The sequence below is a fragment of the Nonomuraea lactucae genome (assembly GCF_003313395.1).
GTDB lineage: Bacteria > Actinomycetota > Actinomycetes > Streptosporangiales > Streptosporangiaceae > Nonomuraea > Nonomuraea lactucae.
In genome coordinates this window covers 1-3,565 of sequence record NZ_QNFZ01000714.1, presented here as the reverse complement: position 1 = coordinate 3,565, position 3,565 = coordinate 1, and the positions used below count along the sequence as shown (strand labels likewise).

4 protein-coding genes and 1 pseudogene are annotated in these 3,565 nt (G+C 72.9%); 3 read left to right on the top strand and 2 right to left on the bottom strand.

What is annotated here, in order from left to right; all coding sequences use genetic code 11:
* The coding region (locus DQW85_RS25930) for a hypothetical protein (RefSeq protein WP_205315409.1) at positions 1-248 on the bottom strand (248 nt) is incomplete at its 3' end.
* Positions 249-448: 200 nt separating this feature from the next.
* Between DQW85_RS25930 and DQW85_RS25925 the strand changes: the two genes are divergently transcribed.
* Complete coding sequence (locus DQW85_RS25925; protein WP_113702560.1) at positions 449-1,351, top strand: mechanosensitive ion channel family protein; 903 nt, start codon at positions 449-451, stop codon at positions 1,349-1,351.
* Between the two features lie 299 nt (positions 1,352-1,650).
* Here the strand turns inward: DQW85_RS25925 and DQW85_RS25920 are convergent, their stop codons facing one another.
* A complete protein-coding gene (locus DQW85_RS25920; protein WP_162795382.1) occupies positions 1,651-1,962 on the bottom strand; it encodes a DUF6401 family natural product biosynthesis protein in 312 nt (103 codons plus the stop codon).
* A 218-nt stretch (positions 1,963-2,180) separates the two neighbouring features.
* Between DQW85_RS25920 and DQW85_RS25915 the strand changes: the two genes are divergently transcribed.
* Positions 2,181-2,948 (top strand): bestrophin-like domain, encoded by a 768-nt coding sequence (locus DQW85_RS25915; RefSeq protein WP_113702558.1) that lies wholly within the window; start codon positions 2,181-2,183, stop codon positions 2,946-2,948.
* Between the two features lie 185 nt (positions 2,949-3,133).
* Positions 3,134-3,565, top strand: a pseudogene (locus tag DQW85_RS25910) (hypothetical protein); the annotation flags it as partial.

Genomic DNA, 3,565 nt, shown 5'->3' with positions numbered 1-3,565 from the left:
GGGTCGCCCGGCTCGGCGATCACCACGTCCAGCCCCTGGCGCAGCGCCTGCGCGATCCGCTCGGCGCCCTCGACCGGCCGCCTGGCGACGCGCAGGCCGGGCAGGTCGGGCACCGTGCCGCCCGCCTCGAAGAGCAGCTTGACCCCTGTCTGGAGGCGGTCGCGCCGTGCTGCGCGCCGGTCGTCGCGCCACCCGCAGATGACGATGTCCGCCGAGCCGGCCATGCCGGAGGTGCCGATCCGCAGCATACGGCGTCATTACCCTGCGAAGTCTCCGGTCACACTCCGTAGTGTCAAGCAGGCGCGCCGGGGGTGCCCCTCCCAGGTCGGGATGCGGGGGGCGCACGCGCGGTCGCGGTGCGTGTGTGAAGGCCCGCTCCCCGGGTAGCGCGGTTGCGTTGAAGCCCTCGAAGGAGGAGACCGTGGACAACAACATAGGCCAAGGCCTGATGGATGTCTGGCGGCAGACCATCGGGTTCGTACCGAGGCTGGCCGCCTTCATCGTCATTCTCTTCATCGGTTGGCTGATCGCCAAGCTGCTGGCCAAGGCCGTCGACAAGATCCTGGAGAGGGTCGGCTTCGACCGTGCGGTGCAGCGCAGCGGCATGGGGCGCATGCTGGAGCGCAGCCGCTACGACGCCAGCGGCCTGATCGCCAAGCTGATCTACTATGCGATCTTGCTGGTCACCCTCCAGATCGCTTTCAGCGTGTTCGGGCCGAACCCGATCTCCGCGCTGCTGACCGCCGTGGTCGCCTGGCTGCCCAGGGCCATCGTGGCCATCATCATCGTGGTGGTGGCCGGTGCGATCGCCGCGGCCGTCCGGGACATCCTGTCCAGCGCTCTGGGCGGGCTCTCGTACGGCCGGTGGATCGCCACGGCCGCCGCGGTGTTCATCTGGGCGCTCGGCATCATCGCCGCGCTCAACCAGATCGGCGTGGCCACGACCGTCACCATGCCGGTGCTGATCACGGTGCTCGCCACCATCGGCGCGATCCTCGCGATCGGTCTCGGCGGCGGGATGGTGCGGCCGATGCAGCAGCGGTGGGAGCGCTGGCTCGGCACCATCGAGACGGAGGCTCCGCAGGCCAGAGCGCAGGCCGAGGCGTACCAGCGGGGACGCAGGGACGCCCAGCAGATGGCGCCCGCCCAGACGCCGCAGACCACGCCCGCGGCGAACGAGCCCACCACGCCGATCCGCGCCGACGCGCCCGGCGCCGCCAGGCCGGAACGCCCGGAAATGCCTGGCGCGACCAGGCCGGACCGTCCCGACGCGCCCGGCGCCACGAGGACCGACCGTCCCGACGTGCCCGGCGGTCCCGGCACGGCCAGGCCGGACCGGCCCGAGTTCTGACCCGGGCGAAGGCGGAGCAGCGGCCGGGGTCCACCGACCCCGGCCGCTCAACGAGCGCTGAAGGAGAGCTCAGAGAGCGCTGGAGGACTCAGGGAGCGCTGAGGAGGACTCAGGGAGCGCTGAGGAGGACTCAGGGAGCGCTGAGGAGGACTCAGGGAGCGCTGAGGAGGACGCAGGGAGCGCTGAGGAGGACGCAGGGAGCGTAGAGAGTGGGCTGAGGAGGGCTCAGAGAGAGCTGAGGAGGGCTCAGGGAGCGCTGAGGGGGCGCTGAGGAGGGCTGAGAAAGCGCTGAGGGCTCGTCAGGCGGGGGACTCGTCGGCCAGCAGGCCGAGCTCGCGCGCCAGCCAGCAGATCGCCGTCAGCCGCACCGCCGCGGGCTCGTGCCCGCCGCTGAAGCTCCAGCCCCGGTGCCGCAGCTCGTCGGCGAAGCCCAGCAGGTAGTCGCCGAGGGTCTCGCGGTCGAGTGTGATGGTCTCGCGCAGCTCGGCGGCGTGCTGGTCGACCGCGGCCACCAGCCCGGGCTCGGCGGCCATCCGCTCGAGCTGGGCGTGGCCGAGCGTGTCCATCAACCAGCGCAGCGGCGAGGCCGCCCACCCCTTCTCAAACAACACCCGAACTACCTTAATGGGGAAGTCAACCCGACCGGCACCCGGCGGCGGGCGAGCGTCATGTCCCTCGCCGTGCCACCGGCCTCGGGCGCTCACGCTATGTCGTCATGCCACCCGCCCCTGGTACGCCCTCACATTCCCCCGTCGCCCGACTTCACGGTTGAATGCGGAGTGTGATAGTCAAGTGACGGTCAGTATTCACTAGCCTTTTGGAGATCCTCATGGTGGCGTACGCGCTTGCGGTCGCGGCGGCGGTGAGCGTGGTGGCGCTCACCGCGCTCGTCTTCAAGATCGCGAGCAAGGGCAGCCCGGACGGCCGGGCCGACGGGCCGTCGGCCGGGCACGCGGGCTCGATGCTCTCGGCCCTGTTCCTGCTGGTCTTCGCGATCGCGATCATCGTGCCGTGGACCACGGCCGACGCCGCCCGGCAGAACACCCATGCCGAGAGCCGCGCCGCGGTCGACGCCTACTGGTCGGCGTCCGGCCTGCCCGGCACCGGGGCCGAGCTCACACGCGCCGGGCTGCGCGACTACGTCACGTTCGTGGTCGACGACGAGTGGCAGGCCATGCGGCAGGGGCGGCTCCATCCGGTCGGCACCGAACGGCTCGACGCGCTCCGCACCAGGGTCGTCTCGATGGAGGCGACGTCCACCCAGGCACTGGAGGCCAGGACCGAGGTGCTCGGACACCTCGCCACCCTGTCGGGCGCCCGCGCCCAGCGCGCCGCCGACGCCGCCTCCACCCCGCCGCCCGGGGTGCTCATCCTGACCCTCGTCACCGGCGTGCTGGTCATCGTCTTCCCGTTCCTGGCCGGCGCCCGCCCCCGCGGCGCGGCCCTGCTCCCGCTGCTGGCGATGGCCGCCCTGCTTGGCTTCGGCACCTACCTGACCTGGGACATCTCGCACGTCTTCGACGGGCCGCTGGCGGTCGAGCCCGACGCCTTCCGCGGCGCGCTGGAGGAGTTCACCCGCATCGCCGGAGGCGTGTGACCGTGACCGGTGCAACAGGCTCCCAGGAGCCGAGGCGCGCTGCGCCGCCAGAGGCACGTCCGGAGGCGCCGGGGCGGACCGCCCCGAGCGGTGGTGACACCGGCCCGGGAGTTCCGAGCGGTGGTGACACCGGCCCGGGAGTTCCGAGCGGTGGTGACACCGGCCTGGGGGGCAGGAGCACGCGGGTGCTCCTCGCGGGCGCGCTGCTGGTGCTGTGGGGGAGCGGTCCCGCCGCTGCCGAGCCCGGACGGGAGCCCGAACGGGCGGAGCCGTCGCGGGCGGGGGTGTCCGTCTGTGTCACCCTTCCCGGCATCCGGCTGCACATCGGGTCGTGCGGTTCCCGGCCGGTGTCGGTCTGTGTCGACGCTCCCGTGCTGACGGTGCACGTCGGAGCGTGCGGTCCGGCGCCCGTGGTGGTCCCCCCGGTCCCGCGGCCGACGCGCAGCCCCAAGCCGGAGCCGGTGCCCACCCGAAAGCCCACGCCGAGGCCGACCCCCAGGCTCCACACCCCTGGGCCCGCGCCGAGCGCGATGCGGGCCGAGGCGCCGGAGCCGGTGCGCACCACCCGCGAGCCGAAGCCCTCCGCGAAGCCCGCGCCCACGCGGGTCGCCCGCCCG